Origin of the sequence: Microbacterium oryzae, from assembly GCF_030406385.1 — a bacterium.
Taxonomy (GTDB): domain Bacteria; phylum Actinomycetota; class Actinomycetes; order Actinomycetales; family Microbacteriaceae; genus Microbacterium; species Microbacterium oryzae_A.
The window spans coordinates 765,039-784,954 of the sequence record NZ_JAUEPM010000001.1 but is presented as its reverse complement, the minus strand read 5'-3'; the positions used below and the strand labels follow the sequence as shown (position 1 = coordinate 784,954).

At 72.5% G+C, this 19,916-nt stretch carries 19 protein-coding genes and 1 tRNA gene; 12 read left to right on the top strand and 8 right to left on the bottom strand.

Going from position 1 to position 19,916, the window contains the following annotated elements; all coding sequences use genetic code 11:
• The first annotated feature begins 56 nt into the window (after positions 1-56).
• The 4 genes from QWJ90_RS03800 to QWJ90_RS03785 all read left to right on the top strand — a co-directional run bounded on the left by QWJ90_RS03800 (position 57) and on the right by QWJ90_RS03785 (position 5,829).
• Positions 57-1,523, top strand: coding sequence for a DNA-3-methyladenine glycosylase 2 family protein (locus tag QWJ90_RS03800; RefSeq protein ID WP_290106266.1), 1,467 nt, complete (start codon positions 57-59; stop codon positions 1,521-1,523).
• On the top strand, positions 1,520-2,041 hold the full coding sequence (locus tag QWJ90_RS03795; protein ID WP_290106264.1) for a methylated-DNA--[protein]-cysteine S-methyltransferase: 522 nt from the start codon (positions 1,520-1,522) through the stop codon (positions 2,039-2,041). The genes QWJ90_RS03800 and QWJ90_RS03795 overlap by 4 nt, the downstream gene beginning before the upstream one ends.
• Before the next feature lie 75 nt (positions 2,042-2,116).
• Positions 2,117-4,018 (top strand): ABC transporter ATP-binding protein, encoded by a 1,902-nt coding sequence (locus QWJ90_RS03790; RefSeq protein WP_290106262.1) that lies wholly within the window; start codon positions 2,117-2,119, stop codon positions 4,016-4,018.
• Positions 4,015-5,829, top strand: coding sequence for an ABC transporter ATP-binding protein (locus QWJ90_RS03785; RefSeq protein WP_290106261.1), 1,815 nt, complete (start codon positions 4,015-4,017; stop codon positions 5,827-5,829). Before QWJ90_RS03790 ends, QWJ90_RS03785 begins: the two co-directional genes overlap by 4 nt.
• 4 nt (positions 5,830-5,833) lie before the next feature.
• Here QWJ90_RS03785 and QWJ90_RS03780 read toward each other — a convergent pair whose 3' ends face one another.
• Both QWJ90_RS03780 and QWJ90_RS03775 read right to left on the bottom strand, forming a co-directional pair.
• Positions 5,834-6,286, bottom strand: a complete 453-nt coding sequence (locus QWJ90_RS03780) for a GNAT family N-acetyltransferase (RefSeq protein WP_290106259.1) — start codon at positions 6,284-6,286, stop codon at positions 5,834-5,836.
• A gap of 20 nt (positions 6,287-6,306) precedes the next feature.
• Positions 6,307-7,773 carry a L,D-transpeptidase family protein gene (locus QWJ90_RS03775; protein WP_290106258.1) on the bottom strand — a complete coding sequence of 489 codons (1,467 nt, stop codon included), beginning with the start codon at positions 7,771-7,773 and terminating at the stop codon, positions 6,307-6,309.
• Positions 7,774-8,002: 229 nt separating this feature from the next.
• On the opposite strand from QWJ90_RS03775, the gene QWJ90_RS03770 reads away from it, so the two are divergent.
• Complete coding sequence (locus tag QWJ90_RS03770) at positions 8,003-8,782, top strand: glucosamine-6-phosphate deaminase (protein ID WP_290106257.1); 780 nt, start codon at positions 8,003-8,005, stop codon at positions 8,780-8,782.
• 3 nt (positions 8,783-8,785) lie between these two features.
• Here QWJ90_RS03770 and QWJ90_RS03765 read toward each other — a convergent pair whose 3' ends face one another.
• Genes QWJ90_RS03765 through QWJ90_RS03750 form a run of 4 tightly spaced genes read right to left on the bottom strand, consistent with a single transcriptional unit; the run spans position 8,786 to position 11,266 of the window.
• Complete coding sequence (locus tag QWJ90_RS03765) at positions 8,786-10,147, bottom strand: FAD-binding oxidoreductase (RefSeq protein WP_290106256.1); 1,362 nt, start codon at positions 10,145-10,147, stop codon at positions 8,786-8,788.
• Positions 10,144-10,518 carry a YrdB family protein gene (locus QWJ90_RS03760; RefSeq protein WP_290106254.1) on the bottom strand — a complete coding sequence of 125 codons (375 nt, stop codon included), beginning with the start codon at positions 10,516-10,518 and terminating at the stop codon, positions 10,144-10,146. Before QWJ90_RS03760 ends, QWJ90_RS03765 begins: the two co-directional genes overlap by 4 nt.
• 44 nt (positions 10,519-10,562) lie before the next feature.
• Complete coding sequence (locus QWJ90_RS03755; RefSeq protein WP_290106252.1) at positions 10,563-11,018, bottom strand: hypothetical protein; 456 nt, start codon at positions 11,016-11,018, stop codon at positions 10,563-10,565.
• Positions 11,018-11,266 carry a hypothetical protein gene (locus QWJ90_RS03750; protein WP_290106250.1) on the bottom strand — a complete coding sequence of 83 codons (249 nt, stop codon included), beginning with the start codon at positions 11,264-11,266 and terminating at the stop codon, positions 11,018-11,020. Before QWJ90_RS03750 ends, QWJ90_RS03755 begins: the two co-directional genes overlap by 1 nt.
• 183 nt (positions 11,267-11,449) lie before the next feature.
• Here QWJ90_RS03750 and QWJ90_RS03745 point away from each other — a divergent pair, with 183 nt between their 5' ends.
• Positions 11,450-12,880: an SPFH domain-containing protein gene (locus QWJ90_RS03745; RefSeq protein ID WP_290106249.1), complete on the top strand. Its 1,431-nt coding sequence runs from the start codon at positions 11,450-11,452 to the stop codon at positions 12,878-12,880.
• 57 nt (positions 12,881-12,937) lie between these two features.
• Here QWJ90_RS03745 and QWJ90_RS03740 read toward each other — a convergent pair whose 3' ends face one another.
• On the bottom strand, positions 12,938-13,966 hold the full coding sequence (locus QWJ90_RS03740; RefSeq protein ID WP_436836680.1) for a fatty acid desaturase family protein: 1,029 nt from the start codon (positions 13,964-13,966) through the stop codon (positions 12,938-12,940).
• 297 nt (positions 13,967-14,263) lie between these two features.
• Between QWJ90_RS03740 and QWJ90_RS03735 the strand changes: the two genes are divergently transcribed.
• The 5 genes from QWJ90_RS03735 (at position 14,264) to QWJ90_RS03715 (ending at position 17,335) form a co-directional block, all read left to right on the top strand.
• Positions 14,264-14,782, top strand: a complete 519-nt coding sequence (locus QWJ90_RS03735; RefSeq protein ID WP_290106248.1) for an O-acetyl-ADP-ribose deacetylase — start codon at positions 14,264-14,266, stop codon at positions 14,780-14,782.
• An 81-nt stretch (positions 14,783-14,863) separates the two neighbouring features.
• A complete protein-coding gene (locus QWJ90_RS03730; protein WP_290106247.1) occupies positions 14,864-15,766 on the top strand; it encodes a phosphodiesterase in 903 nt (300 codons plus the stop codon).
• A 57-nt stretch (positions 15,767-15,823) separates the two neighbouring features.
• Positions 15,824-16,288, top strand: a complete 465-nt coding sequence (locus tag QWJ90_RS03725; RefSeq protein WP_290106246.1) for a hypothetical protein — start codon at positions 15,824-15,826, stop codon at positions 16,286-16,288.
• Complete coding sequence (locus QWJ90_RS03720; protein ID WP_290106245.1) at positions 16,285-17,199, top strand: GmrSD restriction endonuclease domain-containing protein; 915 nt, start codon at positions 16,285-16,287, stop codon at positions 17,197-17,199. Before QWJ90_RS03725 ends, QWJ90_RS03720 begins: the two co-directional genes overlap by 4 nt.
• Positions 17,200-17,246: 47 nt before the next feature.
• Positions 17,247-17,335 (top strand) — tRNA-Ser (locus QWJ90_RS03715).
• Between the two features lie 44 nt (positions 17,336-17,379).
• Here the strand turns inward: QWJ90_RS03715 and glgA are convergent.
• Positions 17,380-18,567 carry a glycogen synthase gene (gene glgA / locus QWJ90_RS03710; protein ID WP_290106243.1) on the bottom strand — a complete coding sequence of 396 codons (1,188 nt, stop codon included), beginning with the start codon at positions 18,565-18,567 and terminating at the stop codon, positions 17,380-17,382.
• A gap of 110 nt (positions 18,568-18,677) precedes the next feature.
• On the opposite strand from glgA, the gene glgC reads away from it, so the two are divergent.
• The gene (gene glgC, locus QWJ90_RS03705) at positions 18,678-19,916 is read left to right on the top strand and encodes a glucose-1-phosphate adenylyltransferase (RefSeq protein ID WP_290106242.1); all 1,239 of its coding nucleotides are present in this window, start codon (positions 18,678-18,680) and stop codon (positions 19,914-19,916) included.

Sequence of the window (19,916 nt, the reverse complement as noted above, 5' to 3'; positions counted from 1 at the left end):
CCGTGATGTCCGAAAACCGCCAGCTCGGACCTCGCGGAGGTGCGAGGCTGGGGGGCATGACGACGAGCATGACCTTCGACGAGCGGTACCGTGCGATCTCCGCGCGCGACACCCGCTTCGACGGCCAGTTCGTCACGGCGGTGCGCACGACCGGCATCTACTGCCGCCCCAGCTGCCCCGCGCGCACGCCGAAGCCCGGCAACGTGCGGTTCTTCGCCACGAGCGCCGCCGCGCACGAGGCGGGATTCCGCGCGTGCAAGCGGTGCCTGCCGGAGGCGGCGCCGGGATCGCCGGAGTGGAACCTCCGCGGCGACGTCGTCGCGCGCGCCATGCGGCTCGTCGCCGACGGGGTCGTCGAGCGCGAGGGCGTCGCGGGGCTCGCCGCGCGCGTCGGATACTCGTCGCGCCACCTCTCGCGGCTGCTCGCCGACGAGCTCGGGGCGGGCCCGCTCGCCCTCGCCCGTGCGCAGCGCGCCCACACCGCGCGGCTGCTGCTCGTCGGCACCGATCTCGCGGTCGCGGACGTCGCGCACTCCGCCGGCTTCGCCAGCGTGCGGCAGTTCAACGACACCGTGCGGGAGGTCTTCGGCCTGACCCCGACAGCGCTACGCGCGAGCCGACGCGGACACGCCTCCGCCGCCGGCATCTCGCTCGCGCTGCCCGTGCGCGAGCCCTTCGACCACGCCGGGCTGTTCGACTGGATGGCCGTGCGCGCGCTCCCGGGGATGGAGACGGGAGACGCCGTCTCGTTCGAGCGCCCCGTGCGCCTGCCCGGCGGATCGGGATGGTTCCGGCTGCGCTTCGACGGCCGGCTGCGGATGGACGCGCAGCTGCAGAGCCTGCCCGACCTCGCCTCCCTCGTCGCCCGCGTGCGGCGCCTGTTCGACCTCGACGCCGACCCGATTGCCGTCGACGCGGCGCTCTCCGCACACGAGAAGCTGCGGCCGCTCGTGTCCGCCGTGCCCGGCATCCGCCTCCCGGGTGCCGCCGACCCGCATGAGATGCTGATCCGCGCGATGGTCGGGCAGCAGATCTCGGTGGCCGGGGCCCGCACGCACCTCACGCGGCTCGTGGCCGACCTCGGTGAGGACGCCGTGCTCGGCGGCCGCACGCTGCGGCTGTTCCCGAGCATGTCCGCCATCGCCGAGCACGGCGCCGATGTGCTGCGCGGTCCCGCCGCCCGGATCCGCGCGATCGTCGGAGCGGCGAGAGTGCTGGCCTCGGGAGAGCTCGCGCTGACGCCGGGAGACGACCCGGTCTCCCAGCGCGAGGCGCTCCTCGCGCTGCCCGGCATCGGCCCGTGGACCGCGGACTACGTCCGCATGCGCGTCCTCGGCGACCCCGACATCGTCCTCCCCGGCGACGTCGCGCTGCGCACAGGTGCGGCCGCGGCCGGGCTGCCAGCGACGCCGCGCGAGCTGGTCAGCTGGGCCGCGAGGGCCGCGCCGTGGCGGTCGTACCTCGCCATGCATCTCTGGCGAGCCGCGCTCGCCACCCGTCCCGTCAAGGAGACCCGTTCATGACCGCCGTCGTCCAGACCCTCGACACCCCCGACGGCCCGTTCACGCTCGTCGCCGACCGCGACGGCGCCGTGCTCGCCTCCGGCTGGTCCGCGGACGCCGCCGCCGTCACCGCTCGCATCCCGGCGGCGCTGCGCCCGGGCGACGTCCGCGAAGGCGTCCTCGCGGCGGCCGAGGCCGTGCTCGCCTACTACGCGGGCGACCTGGACGCCATCCGCGCGGTCGCGGTCCGGCAGATCGGAACGCCTCTCCAGCTGGCGGGCTGGCGGGCGCTGCGCGACATCGCGCCAGGGGCACCGCTGACCTACACCGCGTTCGCCGCCGCGCTCGGCGCGCCCCGCGCCATCCGCGCCGCCGCGTCGATCTGCGCGCGCAACGCGCCCGCCCTGTTCGTGCCGTGTCACCGAGTGCTCCGCGGCGACGGCAGCCTCGGGGGCTTCGCGTGGGGATCGGATGTCAAGCGCGCGCTGCTGGGTCGGGAAAGCGTGAAAGCCTTTCCCGATGCTCCGTCGAGAGGATAGGCTGGCGGGCTGGCCCCCGTTCGGGGGCCGGAAAGCCTGCCACACGGATCCGTCGTCGGATCCGCCCCGAGGATCATGTCGCGCCCCACCACGCCTGCCCAGAGACGGTCGACCCTGCACTCGCTGCTGCGACTGCTTCCGTTCGCGAGACCCGTGCTGCCGCGCCTCGCGCTCGGCGGCCTCAGCGCGCTGACCGCCGCGGTCCTCGCGCTGCTCATCCCGATCGTGCTCGAGCGCGTGGTCGCCGGACCGATCGCCTCGGGCTCGGCGTCGGCGATCGTGTGGGGCGCGGCGGGCGTGCTCGCCCTGGGGCTCGCCGAGGCGGGGATGGTGTGGATGCGGCGGTGGCTCGTCCTCGGACCCGCCACCACGGTGGAGTACGACGTGCGCACGCGGTTCTACAACCGCCTCCAGCGCCTGCCCATCGAGTTCCACGACCGGTGGCAGGGCGGACAGCTGCTCAGCCGCATGATGCAGGACATCGGCGTCATCCGCCGCTGGATGGCCTTCGGCCTCATCATGCTCGTCGTCAACACGCTCACCGTCGTCATCGGCGCCGCGCTGCTGTTCCAATGGCACTGGGCGCTCGCGGTGGTCTTCATCGTCTCCGGCGCGCCGATCTGGTACCAGGGCTTCCGGTTCGAGCAGACGTACGGCGTGCTCAGCCGGCAGAGCCAGGACCAGCAGGGCGACCTCGCGACGAGCGTCGAGGAGAGCGTGCACGGCATCCGCGTGCTGAAGGCGTTCGGGCGCGGCGGCCACGCGCTGCGGCGGTTCACCCGCCAGGCGGAGAACCTGCGCGACACCGAGATGCGCAAGGCCGGCGCGATCGCGCGCATCGACTTCTGGCTCGTGGCGATGCCGGAGCTCGCCTTCGCCGTCTCGCTCGTGATGGGCATCTGGCTGGCCTCCGTCGACCGGATCACGGTGTCGCAGCTGTTCGCCTACTTCGCCATGGCCACGGTGCTGCGGTGGCCCATGGAATCGATCGGGTTCCTCTTCTCCTTCCTCCTCGACGCGCGCACCGCCGCCGACCGCGTCTTCGAGGTCTTCGACGCCGTCGACACGATCGCCGACCCCGAGCGCCCGATCGCCATCGCGCAGCCGCGCGGCGCGCTCGCCTTCGAGGACGTGCACTTCCGCTACCAGGATGCGGGGCCATCCGAACCCGATCTGCTGGACGGGATCGACCTCGCGCTGCGTCCGGGGGAGACGATGGCCCTGGTCGGGCTGACGGGCTCGGGGAAGACGACCCTCACCACGCTGCCCACGCGCCTGTACGACGTCACCGGCGGCCGCGTCACGCTCGACGGCGTCGACATCCGCGACCTGTCGCTCGTGGAGCTGCGGCGGCACATCGCGACCGCGTTCGAGGACGCCACGCTCTTCTCCGCGTCCGTCCGTGAGAATGTGCTGCTGGGGCGCGACGACCTCGACATCCGCTCCGAGGAGGCCGACCGGGTGCTGGAGGAGGCGCTCGGGGTGGCGCAGGCGGAGTTCGTCGCGAGTCTGCCGGACGGCGTCGACACGATGATCGGCGAGGAGGGGATGAGCCTCTCCGGCGGCCAGCGGCAGCGCCTCGCTCTCGCACGCGCGGTCGCCGCGCGGCCGACCGTGATCGTCATGGACGACCCGCTGTCGGCGCTCGACGTCGACACCGAGGAGCGGGTGCAGGTGGGCCTGCGCCGCGTCCTCGAGGGGACGACGGCCCTCATCGTCGCGCACCGGCCGTCGACGGTGGCGCTGGCGGACCGCGTGGCGCTCCTCGAGGGCGGACGCATCACGGCCGTCGGCGCGCACACCGAGCTCATGGCGACCTCGCCGCACTACCGCGGCGTGATCTCCAGCTTCGAGCGGGAGGACTCGGAGGACAGCGCGCGGCGGATGGACCCGCAGCACGGCTTCGACGTGGTGACCGGGGCCATCCCGATCGTCCCCGCCGGGGCACACGACAGCGACGAGGAGACGAGCCGATGAGCAGCACCGTCCACGGGACCGCGGGCGAGGACCGCTCCGAGTTCACCCGTGAGGAGAGCCGTGCCATCCGCCGCCGCTCCTGGCGCCTGCTGCTGTCGCTGCTCGCGCCGCTGAAACGCCAGGTGGTGCTCGTGGCAGTGGTGGTCGTGGCCCAGACCGCGGTGCGGGTCATCGGGCCCGCCCTCATCGGCATCGGCATCGACCGCGCGCTGCCGTCCGTCCTCGAGCAGGCGGACTGGGGCCCGGCGTGGCTCGTCGGCGGCGCGTACGTCGGGACGGCGGTCGGGGGCGCGGCGCTGCTCGCCTGGTACGACCTGCTGGCGGCGAGGGTCACGCAGAACGTCCTGCTCGATCTGCGCACCAGGGTGTTCCGCCACACGCAGCGGCTGAGCCTGGAGTTCCACGAGACGTACACGTCGGGCCGCATCATCTCCCGCCAGACGAGCGACCTCGACACCATCCGCGAGCTGCTGAACGGCGGGCTGAACCAGCTCGTGCACGGCGTCCTCTACGGCCTGTTCACGTTCATCGCGCTCGCGCTCGTGGACTGGCGCTCGTCGCTGGTGCTGGTGGTCTCGTTCGTGCCGCTGGCGCTCCTCATGCGGTGGTTCTACGTCAACTCGCAGCGCGCGTACCGCGTCTCGCGCGTGGTGAGCGCCAAGCTCATCGTGAAGTTCGTCGAGACGATGACGGGCATCCGCGCGGGCAAGGCGTTCCGCACCGAGCCGCGCAACGAGCGCGAGTTCGGCGGGCTCGCGAAGGAGTACCGCGAGGTCAACATGCGGTCGATCCGCCTGTTCGGCACCTTCGAGCCGGGCCTCATGGCGATCTCGGCGTGCGCGATCGGCGCGGTCGTGCTCTGGGGCGGCGTGCGGGTCACGACGGGCGAGTTCACGGCCGGCCTCCTCCTCAGCGCCGTGCTCTACGTCCGCAACTTCTTCACGCCGCTGCAGGAGGTGGCGATGTTCCTCAACTCCTTCCAGGCGGCCTCCGCGGCGCTGGAGAAGGTGTCCGGGGTGCTGGAGGAGGAGCTCACGGTCGCCGAACCCGACTCCCCGACGCCGCTTCCGCACGCGCGCGGGCACGTGCGCTTCGACGGCGTGTCGTTCGGGTACGGCGGCGGTCGCACCATCCTGCCGGCCTTCGACCTCGACATCCCCGCGGGGCAGACCGTGGCGCTGGTGGGCACCACCGGCGCCGGCAAGTCCACGCTCGCGAAGCTGCTCTCCCGGTTCTACGACCCCACCGAGGGGCGCGTGACGCTCGACGGCGTGGATCTGCGCGAGCTCGAGGGGCGAGACCTCCGCCGCGCGATCGTGATGGTGACGCAGGAGGCGTACCTCTTCAGCGGAACCGTCGCCGACAACATCGCGCTCGGCCGGCCCGACGCGACCATGGACGAGATCACCGCGGCCGCCCGCGCGGTGGGCGCCGACGCGTTCATCCGCTCCCTGCCCGACGGCTACGACACCGACGTGAACAAGCGCGGCGGGCGCGTGTCGGCCGGGCAGCGGCAGCTCATCTCGTTCGCGCGCGCGTTCCTCGCCGACCCGGCCGTGCTCATCCTCGACGAGGCGACCGCGTCGCTCGACATCCCATCGGAGCGCATGATCCAGAGCGCGCTGCAGACGCTGCTGTCGGATCGCACGGCGATCATCATCGCGCACCGGCTGTCGACGGTCGCGATCGCGGATCGCGTGCTCGTGATGGAGCACGGGCGCGTCATCGAGGACGATGCGCCCGACGCCCTCATCGCGGGAACCGGCAAATTCGCGCAGCTGCACGCCGCGTGGAAGGGCTCCCTGGTGTGACCGGCTAGAGGCGGATCTCGGCGATGACCTCGCCGTACTCCGTCTCGCCCACGGGGGCGAATCCGACGCGGTGGAAGAACGCCTCTGGTCCGCCCTCGCCCGCCTCGTAGATGACGTTCAGGCGGTCGAACTCCCGATCGCGGGCCTCGGCGAGGAGTCCCGCCACGGCGAAGCGGCCGACGCCCCGGCCCTGGTCGTCGGCGTCGACGTTGATCCGCCACAGCACCGACTGGAAGTGCTCCGGCTTCGCCTCGCGGTCGAAGTTCGCGCTCACGAAGCCCACCACGTCGGACCCGTCCAGCACGACGCGCTGCCACGTCGTCTTGGGGTTGAGGACGGAGGCCGCGATGCCGTACGACACCGGCGCGAGGAACTGCTCCTGGCCGGGCTTGAGCGACAGGTTGTTCACCTGGACGATGGTGTCGGCCGAGAGTTCGACGAGGCGCAGGTCGGTCATAGCGACAGGCTAGCGTGCGATCACGCGTGGACCCACACCTCGGTTCCGGTCTGCGCGAAGTAGTAGACGCGCTGCGCGGCGTCGATCGTCATGTTCACGCAGCCGTGGCTCATCAGGGCGCCCGGGCCGAAGTTGCTGTGCCAGTACGTGCCGTGGAAGCCCTGGTCGCCGTTGAAGTACGTCACCCAGGGGACGTCGGCCGTGCAGTAATCGAAGCTTCCGCCCGGCACGAAGTTGCCTTCGGCGTCGCAGGATCCCATGTCCTGCTCGGTGAGCTGCCCGTAGACCCGGAAGTGGCCCTCCTGGGTGTCGTGGCCGGGGGCGCCGAGGGCGATCGAGTAGGTGTCGACGACCTGGTCGTTCTCGTAGAGGGTGGTCGTGCCGGCGCTCTTGTCCACCTCGATGCGGCGGAAGAGGAGGGCGGTGTCGTACTCGACCTCCGTCACGGGCAGCTCGTAGGCCGCCTGTCCCGACGCGAGCTGGGCGGCGAAGCCGTCGGCGACGCCGTCGGTGGACTCGAGGGCGCGTCCGTTCTCGCCTTCCTGCACGGTCCGCAGGTGCTCACCGTCGGAGTCCGTGACGATCTGCTCCTCGACGACCTCGCGGTTCACGCGCTCGGGGAGCGACGCGACGGTGTCGGCGACGGCGGCCGCTGCGGCGCCCTCGTCGACGGTGACCGCGAGCTCGTCGCCGGTCGCGTCGACGGTGATCCACTGCGCGGCCTCGGCGGCGTCGACGCCCGCGACCTTCTCGTCGCCCACGTAGAAGCCGGCGTCGGCGACGAGGGCGTTGAGGCTGTCGGCCTCGGCCTGCGCGGCGGCGGCGGTGATGGGCGCCTCGATGGCCGTGGTGGCGGCCGCCACGGTGACGTCGCCGCCCTCGGCGAGCGCGCGCGTGATGTCGGCGGCGAGGGCGTCGACGTCGATCCCCGAGCCGTCGCGATCCTCGACGACGGAGTAGGAGCCGTCGGAGAATGCGACCTGCGCGTTGGTCGGAGCGGTGAAGAGCTCGGGCAGTTCGGCCTGGACGGCCTCGAGCGCGGTGTCGGCGTCGATCGAGACGTCCACGGGCACAGCGCCCGGGTTCCAGGCGCCGACGTTCCAAAGGGGATGGTCGCCGAACACGCGCTCGGCGGCCGCGTCGGCGTCGACGGATGCCCCGAGCTCGGCGCCGGTGAAGGTCGCGTCGCCCTCGGGGGAGGTGATCGTCACCTCGGTGTCGGAGATGCCGGTGGAGATCGCCTCGGTGGCGGCCCCCGCGGTGTGCCAGCCGACGTCCGCGCCGGCGGCGACGACGCCGGGGGCGATGAGGATCGCGGAGCAGGCCGCCGCTCCCGCGACGACGAGGCCCGCGGGGATCCCCAGCCAGAGTCCGAGACGCCGACGTCGAGGTGCCGGCTCGGCGGGCGCCCACTCCACGGGCGGGTTCGCGGCCTGATCGCCGGCGTCGTCGGCGCCCGGTGACGGCTTGGTCGCGAGATCGGTCATGTCTTACCCCCAGATGCCCGCCGCGGTGCGCGGCATGGTCCCGTTCTCATCGTAAGGGCGGACACCTTACCTCAGCCCGTGCGGGAATCACGATGTGAGCACGATCGAGCAGACCCGCATATCGGTTGCGGATGCGTCGCGCACGGCGTGGATGAGAGGATCGAGGGGCCGACGGCGTCCACCCCCGCACCTCCGCGGCCTGCGCGTCGCGGCCGAAGGAGGCATTCGCATGGCAGAAGTCGTCATCGTCCCCGACGCCGCGAGCGCGGGAGCGATCGTCGCGGACGAGATCGTCGCCCTCATCCGCCGTCGTCCCGACGCCGTGCTCGGGCTCGCCACCGGATCGACGCCGCTGCCCGTGTACGAGGCGCTGCGCGAGCGCATCGACGGCGTGGACGTCTCGCAGGTGCGCGGCTTCGCGCTGGACGAGTACGTGGGTCTGGATCCCGCTCACCCGGAGTCGTACCGCTCGGTCATCACCCGGGAGGTCGTCGAGCCGCTGGGTCTCGACCCCGACCGCGTCCGCACCCCCGACGGATCCCTCGCGGGCATCGAGCACGCCGGTGAGGACTACGAAGCGGCCATCGAGGCCGCCGGCGGCGTCGACCTGCAGATCCTCGGGGTGGGCACGGATGGCCACATCGGCTTCAACGAGCCCGGCTCGTCGTTCGCCTCGCGCACCCGCGTGAAGACGCTCACCCGCCGCACCCGGGAGGACAACGCGCGCTTCTTCGACACCATCGACGACGTGCCCCGGCACTGCATCACGCAGGGGATCGGCACCATCCTGCGCGCGCGTCACCTCGTGCTGCTCGCGTTCGGGGCGGGGAAGGCGGCCGCCGTCGCCGGCGCCGTGGAGGGGCCGGTGACCGCGTCGCTCCCGGGGTCGGCCATCCAGCTGCACCCGCACGTGACCGTCGTCGTCGACGAGGCCGCCGCCTCGCGTCTCGACCGCGCCGACTACTACCGCTTCGCGTGGGACAACAAGCCCGGATGGCAGGGGATCTGACGCTCAGGGCGCGAAGACCTTGCCCGGGTTGAGGATGCCGCGCGGGTCGAACACGCGCACGATGTCGCGCTGAAGCCGCCACTGGTCGTCGCCGAGCTCGTCGGCCAGCCAGCGGCGCTTGAGCACTCCGACGCCGTGCTCGCCGGTGAGTGTTCCACCCAGCCGCAGGGCCGCGCGGAAGAGGTCGTCGGCCGCGGCCCAGACGCGCTCCGGCGCCTCGGCGCCGTCGAACACGAAGTTCGGGTGCAGGTTGCCGTCGCCCGCATGGGCGACGGTGGGGATGACCACGTCGTGCTCGCGGGCGACCCGCTCGATCTCGGAGAACATCTCCGCCATCCGGCTGCGGGGGACCGACACGTCTTCGATGAGCGCGGTGCCGAGGGTCTCCATCGCGGGGTGCATCGCGCGCCGGAACGCGAGGAGCCGCTCGCCCTCCTCCGGGTCAGCCGTGAGCGCCACCCGGCCGCCGGCATCGCGCAGCACGCGCGCGATGGTCTCCGCCTCGGCGGCCGCAGCCGGGCCATCCGTCTGGATCGTGAGCTGCGCGGCGCCGGCCGCGACGTCGGGAACCCGGAGGAGCGCGCTGATCGCCGCGACCGACGCTGCGTCGAGGAGCTCCATGATGGCCGGCTGAACGCCCGCGGCCGTGACCGCGGCGGACGCCGCGGCGGCCGAGCGCACGTCGGGGAAGAGCGCGGTGAGGGTGCACACCGCGCTCGCGACCCGGCGGCGCAGCTTGAGCGTCGCGCCGACGACGACGCCGAGCGTCCCCTCGGAGCCGATGAGGAGCGCCGTGAGGTCGAGTCCCGTGACGCCCTTCACGCTGCGATGGCCGGTGTGGATGAGCCGTCCGTCGGCGAGGACGACATCCAGCGCGAGCACCGCGTCGCGCACGACGCCGTACTTCGCGCAGAGGAGTCCGCCGGCGCCCGTGGCGATGTTGCCGCCGACGGTGGAGATCGCGCGGCTCGCGGGATCCGGTGCCCACCACAGCCCGTGCGGTGCGAGCGCCGCGTCGAGGTCGGCGTTGAGGATGCCCGGCTCGACGACCGCGAGGAGGTCGTCGGGGGAGATCTCGAGGACGCGCGTCATGCGCCGCAGCGACAGGGCGATCTCGCCGGGGCCCGCGTTCGCGCCGCCCGCGAGCCCGGTGCCCGCCCCGCGGGTGACGACCGGGGTGCCGGTGTCGTGCGCGATGCGCAGCACGGACTGCACGTCGCCGACGGACTCGGCGTGCACGACCGCCAGCGGGGCGCCCGCGGAGCGGAACCCGGACCGGTCGGCGCGCGCGGCCTCGACGGCCTCCGCGCCGGTGTCGACGCGCCCGCCGAGGGCGGCCCGGAGCCGCGCGAGCGCCTCGCTCATCCCAGGGCGCGCCGGTTGTGCAGCAGCCCGACGACGACGGCGACGACGCCGAAGCCGACGCCCACCCACGGCAGCCCGAGGTCCCACAGCGCGATGGTGGCGGCGAGGAAGACGGCGAGCTCGACGACCGCCCGCACGAACGGGTGCACGGCGATGACGGCCTTCGGCGACACGAACAGCGCCCACGCGAGGATGGCGAGCACGGGCGCGCCGACGCCGACGACGATGTTCCACGGCGTGGCCCACGCGAGGAAACCCCACACGGCCAGGGCCGCGAGTGCTGCGAGCTCGGTGAGCAGACGCAGCACGTCGAGGACCGAGACGCGTCGAGGGGTCACACCGGGGGTCGCGGGCGCAGCGGAATCGGGCATGCCACCAGTCTAGGTCGCCCCCTCCGCGCGCCCGCGGCCGGCCGTCAGGTGTCGGCGCCCGGCTCGGATCCCGGCACGCTCGTGTCGGGATCGGCCATCGCCTCGCGGACGAGGGAGTCCATGTCCTGGTCCTTCACGGGGATGCCCACGTCGCTCAGCCGCCGTTCGAGCATGCGCCGCACCTCGCCCTCCGGGATGCGCTGGGTCGCGAGGTCGGCCTGCACCTGGACGAGGATCCCCTGCAGGCGCGCGTCCTCCGTCGTGTCGTGGACGTCCTGCCGCGGCTCGGTCTGCAGCCCGTCGCGCGCCTCGGAGGTCACCGGCTCGACGCCCGCGAAGTCGTTCTGCTCGCCCTCCTCGGGTGATGCCGGTGCCGTGCCCTCCACGCCGACGAGGTCGGCGGCTCCGCTGTCGGCGCCGCCGCGGCCCGCGGGGACCTCGCCGGAGTGCGCCTGCCGCTCGTCCATGCTGTCATCGGGAGTGGTGCGGTTCTCATGCATCAGACGTTCTCCTCGCTCTCGGTGACGAAGACCTCTTCTTCGCCCGCGTACCCCTCGTCGATCTCGCGCTCGTCGTCGGGCAGCACCGGATGGTCGCTGGCGGCCTCCGGAAGCGGCCCGCGGTCGTCCGCGAGGTCCGCGGGCTCCCGGTCGTCCTCGAGCGCATCGAGATCCGCGTCCGCCGGCACGTCGTGCGGCTGGATGAGGCGGGCCGGGAAGTCGGGATCGGTTCCCTCCACGTGTGCCATGTCGTCCTCCTCGAGTCGGGATTCCAGGGTGCCGCGCCACGGCGGCCGTCGCCAGGGCTTGACAGTGCGCTCCGGGCGGTCGACGCGCGCCTCGCATCGGCCTCGATAGGGTGGCGGCGAGACCGCCGGCGTTCGACGCGCCCCGATCGGTGCGCCGCTGGCGGTCGCGAAGGGGGATCGTCCATGGAGGGATTCGTCGCCGCGGCGGGAGGCGCAGGAGCGGTGATCGCGATCGCGGTCGTCATCGTCGTGCTCATCGTCGCCGCGCTCATCGGCACGCTGGTGCTGCGGGGCTGGTACAAGGTCGCACGGGCCGACGAGGCGCTCATCATCGTCGGCAAGAAGCAGAAGAGCAGGGACGGCACGCCCTCGAACGTGTCGGTCATCCGCGGCGGCGGCGCCGTCGTGAATCCGATCACGCAGCGCGCGGAGACGCTGTCGCTGCGGGCCCGGCAGATCATGGTGAAGCCCACCGCGCAGTCGATCCAGGGGGTGACGGTCGACGTCACCGGCGTCGCGCTGGTCAAGGTCGGCTCCTCGCCCGAGGCGATCGCCAGTGCGGCTGAGCGGTTCGTGTCGCAGGACGACGCCATCGAGATCTTCACCACCGAGCAGCTCGAGGGCGCGCTGCGCGGCGTCGTGGCCACCCTCACCGTCGAGCAGCTCATGCGCGACCGGCAGGAGCTGTCGGATCAGATCGCCGCGCTCATCAAGAGCGACCTCGAGGATCAGGGCCTCGTGCTCGACAGCTTCCAGATCCAGGGCATCACCGACCAGAACGGCTACATCGACGCCCTCGGCGCCGAGGAGGTCTCCAAGGTCAAGCGCCAGGCGGAGATCGCTCGCATCGACGCCGAGCGCCAGATCAAGGCGCGTGAGATCGCCACGAGCGAGGAGACGCTCATCGAGCAGACCGCGTTCGACCGCAACTCCGCCGCGGCCGCAGCCGACGTGGGTCAGGCCCGCGCGGAGGCGGAGCAGGCCGAGGCGCTCGCGCGCGCCCGCGCCCAGCAGGGCGTGCTCATGCAGGAGGCGGAGAACAAGCAGGCGGAGCTGGACGCCGACGTGAAGCGCGTGGCCGACGCCGCGCTGTATGAGCGCCAGAAGCGCGCAGACGCCGACGCGTACGCGCGGGTGAAGGAGGCCGAGGCGGCCGCCCTCATCGCCGAGCAGGACGCGAGGGCCATCCGCATCAAGGCGGAGGCCGATGCGGAGGCCGTGCGGCTCGAGGGCGACGCGAAGGCGGCGGCCATCGAGGCGGAGGCCGCGGCGCTCGCGAAGAACCAGGACGCGTTCCTCGCCCAGCGGGCGCTCGATGCGCTCGTGCCGATGATGACGGAGTTCGCGAAGGGCTACGCGAACGTCGGCAGCGTCACCGTGCTCGCCGGCGGCGGCGCGGAGGGCGCCAGCAGCCATCTCGCGGGGGAGACCGCGGCCGGCATGCGCTCGATGTTCGACAGCGTGCGCGCGGCGACGGGCGTCGACCTGTCGGCGGTCATCCAGGGTCACGCGGTGGGCCGGGGGATGGCAGCGGGCGCGCGCGCCGAGGAGGCGGCGACCGCCGCGCCTGCCGAGGCGCAGGAGACCGCGGAGCCGGCCGGCGCGCAGTCCTGACGAATGCAGAAGACCCCTCGCCGCGATCGCGGCGAGGGGTCTTCTGCATTCCCGGACTCAGGCGGGGCGGTACTGGGAGGCCATCGGGCAGTCGAACGGGTCGCGGGCGGCGAGTCCGACGCGGTTCAGGTAGCCGATGACGATGCCGTACGAGCGCAGCAGGCTCGTCTCGGTGTAGGGCACGTCGTTGGTCGTGCAGAAGTCGCGCACGATCTCACGCGCCTGCGCGAGGTGCGGGCGCGGCATGCTCGGGAACAGGTGGTGCTCGACCTGGTAGTTGAGCCCGCCCATGAGCCACGTCGCCCACCAGCCGCCGGCGATGTTGCGCGAGGTGCGGACCTGCTTGGAGAAGAAGTCCAGCCGCGCGTCGGGTGCGATCACCGGCATGCCCTTGTGGTTGGGGGCGAACGACGCCCCCATGTAGACGCCGAAGACGGCCATCTGCACGCCCAGGAAGGCGAAGGCCATCCCGACCGGCAGCAGCAGGAACAGCGGCACGAGCAGCAGGGCGAAGCGCGCGGCGATGATCGACAGCTCGGTCCAGCGGCCCTTGACCGGGCCGCGCGACAGCAGGTGCGTGAGGCTGAGGCGGTGCAGGTTCAGTCCCTCGAGCGTCAGCAGCGGGAAGAACAGCCAGCCCTGGTGGCGGGTGATGAACCGGAGCGGACCCCGCGCCTTCGCCGCGTCCTCCTCGAGGAACGACACGGTGTCGACCTCGATGTCGGGGTCCTTGCCGACCCGGTTGGGGTTCGCGTGGTGGCGGCTGTGCTTGGAATCCCACCAGGAGTAGCTCATGCCGATGCTGCCGGCGAGGATGCGCGCGAGGCGGTCGTTCGCCGGGCCGCTCGTGAGGATCTGGCGGTGCGCCGCCTCGTGGGCGAGGAAGGCGACCTGCGTGAAGATCACGCCGAGCGCGGCGGCGATGAGGAGCTGGAACCAGCTGTCGCCGAGGAGGAGGAAGCCCGTGACCGCGCCGCCCAGGGCGACGAGGATGCCGGCGCCCACGAGAGCGTAGAAGACGTACGCACGGCGGAGGAGGCCCGTCTCGCGCACGACCTGGGAGACCTGGGTGTATGCGCGGGCCATGGGAGGGAACGTCTCTGTTCCCGCATACGTCTGGCGCACGGCGCCGAGACGGGAGGTGACGGGTGCGGTCTGGGTGTGGGGAATCGACTTCTCCTGTCGATCGGAGCCTGGGGCCGTGGAAGCCAAAGGCGGACGCCGATCGCTGCTCTCACCGTAGCGGCGTGCGTATGCGAAGGGCGGTATACGGATGGGGCTGCCAGCCTACGGACCGGCGATACCCAGGCGGCAGGGGTCGACATGAGGGTGCGCGCGAGGCCATGCTGGTGCGGAATGCGCCCGCGACGGGAGGAGGAGCGCATGACGGCCCCGGTCATCACCGCCGTCCACGGCGACATCACGGTCCAGGAGGTGGATGCGATCGTCAACGCCGCGAACCGCGCCATGCGAGGCGGGGGCGGTGTCGACGGCGCCATCCACCGCGCGGGCGGTCCGGAGATCCTGCGGGACTGCATCGCGCGCTTCCCGCACGGGCTCCCCACGGGAGACGCGGGCTGGACGACGGCGGGGCGGCTGCCCGCGCGCTGGGTGGTGCACACGGTCGGGCCGAACCACGCCGCCGGCGAGCGGGATCGGGGGCTCCTGGAGTCCTGCTATCGGCGCAGCCTGGAGGTCGCCGACGAGCTGGGCGCGCGGACGGTCGCGTTCCCGCTCATCAGCGCGGGCATCTACGGATGGCCGAGGGCCGATGCCATCGCCGCCGCGATCGAGACGATCGCCGCCACCGAGACGGGGGTCGAGGAGGCGCGCATCATCGCGTTCGGCGCTGACGCGTACGAGGAGATGCGCACGGCGCTCGCCGCGTTCCGACGCGACTGACGCCGCCCGTTCACCCGGGCGTCGGCAGCCGTGCACGCTGCCGTCACCGCGGTGCGTGACGGTCGAGGAATGAGCACCCGGATGGCCGAACACCCGCTGCCCGACCACGTCCTCGTGCACATCTCCGACACGCACCTGGTGTCGCCGGGGGAGCGCCTCTACGGCGCGGTGGAAGCCGGGGAGCGCCTGCACGACCTCCTCCGCTCGCTTGCGACCATGGCCATCCGTCCCGACGCCCTCGTCTTCACGGGCGACCTCGCCGACCGCGGCGAGGCGGAGGCGTACCGCCAGCTGCGCGAGATCGCCGAGGAGGCCGCAGCGCGCCTGGGATCGCGCATCGTGTGGGTGATGGGCAATCACGACGACCGCGCCACGATGCGGCGCGAGCTCCTCGACGAGGCCGCGACGACGGAGACGTACGACCGCGTGGCGTGGGTGGACGGTCTGCGGCTCGTGGTGCTCGATTCGACCGTGCCGGGCGCCGCGCACGGCGAGCTCGACCTCGCGCAGCTGGAATGGCTGGCCGGCGTGCTGGAGACGCCGGCGCCGGAGGGCACCATCATCGCCATGCACCACCCGCCGGTGCCCTGCGTGCAGGACCTCGCCGTGACGGTGGAGCTGCGCGACCAGCGCGCGTTCGGCGACGTCGTCCGCGGGACCGACGTGCGGGCCATCCTCGCCGGTCATCTGCACTACAGCACGACGGCAGTGTTCGAGGGGATCCCGGTGTCGGTCGCGTCCTCCACCTGCTACACGCAGGACCTCTTCACTCCGGGCCGCGGCACCCGCGGTCGCGACGCCGCGCAGAGCCTCAACCTCGTGCACGTCTACGAGCGGACGATCCTGCACACGGTCGTCCCGGCCGCGGGCGGCGAGACGGTCGGGGCATTCGTCGACGCGGAGCGGACCGCGCGCGTCCTGCGCGAGGAGGGGATCGTCATCCCGCGCTCGCCCCAGCCGCGGGCGCGGGCAGCGCTCCGCTGAGGGGTTCGTGGCGGGCGGACGACCGGGGTACCGTCGAGGGGTGGCAGGGAGCGCATCGTGACGGAGTCGCCGGAGACCAGCATCGACCAGGGACGCGAGGGTCGGCCGAAGCGATACGCCTCGCTCGACGAGGCCCTGCAGCGGCACGGCGTGCCGCCGGAGAACCAGGCCGTCGTCCGGCGCATCGCGGAGAACGCCGACGTCACGGGGTACGTCGGCTATCGCACGTACTTCAAGCTCGAGCGGCGCGGGAGCGCGGCGCTCGAGGTGCACGCGGGATACACGAACGGGTTCCGTTCCGAGGTCGACGCGCAGCGCCTGGCGGGGGAGCTCGAGCGGTGGCCCAGCCGCCGCTTCCACGGCGCCTGGGGCGTCACGCACCCGGTCGCGCGGAAGCTGACGACCGCGGCGCCCAAGCGCGAGAGCACGCGGAGGCCCGCCGCACCCGAGCGCGTCGCGGCGGTCTGCCCGACCTGCTTCATGGAGATGCCCCTGACGGGCGTCTGCCCCAACTGCGGGTGAGCGCGCGGCGGCTGCCGCTCCTGGCGCTCGTCGTCGGCCTCGTCCTCGCGGCGTCGGCGGTGCTCGCCGCGCTCGCCGGCGGTGGTGCGGATGGAGGCGGTGCGGATGGCGGCGACGGGGTCGCGGATGGCGGTGGTGCGGATGGCGGCGACGTGGCGGTCGCCGACGCGACGGCCGCGGAGGTGCTGGCGACGCTTCCCGTGAAGGGCAGCGCCCCCGGCACCGGCTACGACCGGGTGGGGGACTTCGGCGAGTCCTGGCTCGACGTCGACGGCAACGGGTGCGGCACGCGCGACGACATCCTGCGGCGGGATCTCGCCGACGCGGTGACGGACGACGGCTGCGTGGTGCGGGCGGGGGAGCTGGACGACCCGTACACCGGCCGGACGATCGCGTTCGAGCGCGGTGTCGACACGTCGCACCTCGTGCAGATCGACCACGTCGTGGCGCTGAAGGACGCGTGGCGCACCGGCGCGCAGCGGCTGAGCGCGCAGCGGCGCGTCGCGCTCGCGAACGACCCGCTGAACCTGCTGGCCGTCGACGGCTCGACCAACGCGCAGAAGGGCGCGGGGAACGCCGCCACGTGGCTGCCGCCGGACAAGGCGTTCCGCTGCGCCTACGTGGCGCGGCAGATCTCGGTGAAGGCGGCGTACGGGCTATGGGTGGTTCCCGCCGAGAAGGACGCCATGGCGCGCGTGCTCGACGCCTGCCCCGACGAGCCCGCCCTCGCCGCGTCCGCCGCTCCGCCGTCGACGGCGCCCGGGCCATCCGCCCCCGCTGTGACCGGGCCATCCGCCCCGTACGAGAGCTGCGCGGCCGCGCGAGCGGACGGCGCGGCTCCCGTGCGGCGCGGCGACGCCGGCTACGGCGCGCACCTCGACCGCGACGGCGACGGCGTGGCCTGCGAGTAGCGCGCGCGTGACGGCTCGGCGTTCACCCCGTGATAAAGTCTTCCCCTGGAAGCGTGTCCGAGCGGCCTAAGGAGCTTGGCTGGAATCCAAGTATGCGGGGTAACTCGCATCGCAGGTTCAAATCCTGTCGCTTCCGCCGATGAGGTCCCGTCCGGTTCTGCCGGACGGGGCCTCTCTCATTCAGGCCCCCAGCACCTCGGCGTACAGCGCGCGGGTGCGGTCAGCGATCGCGCCCCATGAGAACTCGCGCTCGGCGCGCTCGCGGCCGGCGGCTCCCAGCGCGCGGGCGCGGTCGGGGTCCGAGACCATCTCGGTGAGCGCCGCGGCGAGGTCGGCCACGAAGCGGTCGGGGTCGAGCGGGGTGCCGGTGCCGTCGTCCATCTGCTCGATCGGGACGATCGTGCCGGTGACGCCGTCGGCGACGACCTCGGGGATGCCGCCGGTGCGCGTGCCGACGACGGGCGCGCCGCAGGCCATCGCCTCGAGGTTCACGATGCCGAGCGGCTCGTACACCGACGGGCACACGAACGTCGTCGCCGCGCTCAGCAGGGCGCAGAGCTCGGTGCGGGGGAGGTGGCGGTCGATCCACACGACGCCGTCGCGCTCGTCGCGGAGCTCCGCGACGAGCCCCTCGACCTCGGCCATTATCTCCGGGGTGTCGGGAGCGCCCGCGCACAGCACGAGCTGCACCTCCGGCGGCAGCGAGCGCGCGGCGCGCAGCAGGTACGGCAGGCCCTTCTGGCGCGTGATGCGACCCACGAACACGACCGACGGCCGGTCGGGGTCGACGCCGAGCGCGCGCACGGCGTCGCCGTCGTCCACACGCTGCCAGCCGTCGAGGTCGATGCCGTTGTAGACGACCTTCACGCGATCGGGCTCGAGCTCCGGGTACACGCGCAGCAGGTCGCGGCGCATGCCCTCGCTGACCGCCACGACGGCGTCGGCCGAGGTGAGCGCCTCGCGCTCGATCCAGCTCGAGAGGCGGTAGCCGCCGCCGAGCTGCTCGGCCTTCCATGGGCGCAGCGGCTCGAGGCTGTGCGCGGTGGCCACGTGCGGGATGCCGTGCAGCAGCTTCGCGACATGCCCGCCGAAGTTCGCGTACCAGGTGTGGGAGTGCACGAGGTCGGCGCCCGCGACGTCACGGGCGATCGCGAGGTCGGTGCCCATCGTCTGCAGGGCGCCGTTGGCGCCGGCGAGCTCGGCGAGGGAGCCGTAGGAGAAGACGCCCTCCTCGTCGCGGGGAGCGCCGAACGCGCGGACCACGACGTCGATGTCCCGACGCAGCGCCTTCACGAGCTCGGCGACATGGACACCGGCACCGCCGTAGACCTCGGGCGGGTATTCGCGGGAGAGGAGATCGACTCGCATGCAGTCAACCTAGCGTTCGGAGGGGGCACGTGGTGGCGACCGACACTTGCACATTTCGCCACGCGACGCGAGGTCTGATTTTCTCGTTCGGAGATCACTATGGTGAGGCCATGTCCAAGTACTTCGGCATCGTCCTCGCAGGCGGAGAAGGCAAGCGCCTCATGCCCCTCACCGAGGACCGTGCGAAGCCGGCGGTGCCGTTCGGCGGCCAGTATCGGCTCATCGACTTCGCGCTGTCCAACCTCGTGAACTCGGGCCTGCGGCAGATCGTCGTCCTCACGCAGTACAAGTCGCACAGCCTCGACCGGCACATCTCGCAGGTGTGGCGCATGAACGGCATCCTCGGCTCGTACATCACCTCGGTGCCCGCCCAGCAGCGCCTCGGCAAGCGCTGGTATCAGGGCTCGGCGGACGCCATCCTGCAGAGCCTGAACCTCATATACGACGAGCGCCCCGACTACATCGTCGTGGTCGGCGCCGACCACGTGTACCGCATGGACTTCGACCAGATGATCGACGCCCACACCGCCTCCGGAGCCGAGGCCACGGTCGCGGCCATCCGCCAGCCGATCTCGCTCGCCGACCAGTTCGGCGTCATCGACATCGACCCCGAGCAGCCCACGCGCATCCGGGAGTTCCTGGAGAAGCCGAAGGCGCCCGAGGGGCTGCCCGACTCCCCGAACGAGGTGCTCGCCTCGATGGGCAACTACGTCTTCACCACCCAGGCCCTCATCGACGAGGTGCGGCGTGACGAGGACCGCCCGGGGTCGAACCACGACATGGGCGGCGACATCATCCCCGCGTTCGTCGAGCGCGGCACCGCCGGCGTCTACGACATGAAGCTGAACACGGTGCCGGGTGCGTCGGCTCGCGACCGGTACTACTGGCGCGACGTGGGCACGATCGACTCCTACTTCGAGGCGCACCAGGACCTCATCTCGGTGCTGCCGGTGTTCAACCTGTACAACCAGGAGTGGCCGATCTTCACGCAGCAGGTCAACATGCCGCCGGCGAAGTTCGCGCGCGACGCGCGCGGCACGCTGAGCACCGTGATCGACTCGATCGTGGCCGGCGGCAGCGTCATCTCCGGTGCGCACATCGAGCGCAGCGTGCTCGGCGCGAACGGCATCGTCGAGTCCGGCGCCCACGTGAGCGACTCGATCCTGTTCGACAACGCGCGGATCAAGCCGGGCGCGACCGTGCGCCGGGCCATCCTCGACAAGAACGTCGTCGTGGAGGCCGGGGCCTCCGTCGGTCTCTCGCGCGAGGCCGACACCGCGCGCGGCTACATCATCACGCCGAGCGGCATCACGCTGGTCGGGAAGGGCACGGTCGTCAAGGCCCCCTGA